This window comes from Ruminococcus champanellensis 18P13 = JCM 17042 (assembly GCF_000210095.1).
Taxonomy (GTDB): domain Bacteria; phylum Bacillota; class Clostridia; order Oscillospirales; family Ruminococcaceae; genus Ruminococcus_F; species Ruminococcus_F champanellensis.
On record NC_021039.1, the window covers coordinates 1 to 766 of the forward strand.

General features: G+C 52.7%; 1 protein-coding gene. It reads left to right on the forward strand.

Annotated features, from left to right (window positions below; genetic code table 11):
- Positions 1-189: 189 nt before the first annotated feature.
- On the forward strand, positions 190-765 hold the full coding sequence (locus RUM_RS13230) for an IS3 family transposase (RefSeq protein WP_162094089.1): 576 nt from the start codon (positions 190-192) through the stop codon (positions 763-765).
- The last annotated feature ends 1 nt before the right edge of the window (position 766 follow it).

Genomic DNA, 766 nt, shown 5'->3' on the forward strand with positions numbered 1-766 from the left:
GAAGGAAACCGAGCGGCAGAACCGCCTGGAACGCCGTCAGCGGGATCTGGAGGCGGAAAATAGGGCGCTGCGCAAGCAGCTGGCGCAGAAAGACGAGGTCATCGAGATCCTAAAAAAATCCGTCGGCATACTTTCCAGACCATAGAGGACAAATACAGATTCATCCAGTCTGCATCTGCGGGAGTCTCTGTGGATCAGCTATGCCGACTTCTGGAAATCTCCCGCAGCGGCTACTACGCCTGGCTTCACCGGGGCATCAGCCCCAGAAAACAGCAGGATCAGCGACTGTCTCGTCAACTTATTACCCTGCATCAGCAACAGCCAGCCTCCGGGCTGGACACCCTGTTTCACATGATCCGGAGGAAAATGGTCTGCTCCAGAAAGCGGATTTACCGGCTGATGCGGCAGCTGCACATCCAATCCGCACGCAAATTCGCATACAAGCGCACCACCAACTCCAGGCATTCCCATCCCGTTGCACCGAATCTGCTGAACCGGAATTTTCAGGTTTCTAATCCAAATACTGTATGGGTAGGCGATGTTACATACATCCCAACCGGGCAAGGATGGCTTTATCAAGGGCGGCACCACGCAAAGCACGCCTGGCGGCTTTGCACAGCATCTGCTGACGAATTTTCCGTCATATCACACAAAAATTCCTTGAAATACGACAGTATTCCTGCGTCATTTCTGTGCAATCTGACGAAAAATCTGTTGGCGCATCTACCGCACAATCTTTGCGTGTTGTCGCCCTGGCAATCATAAA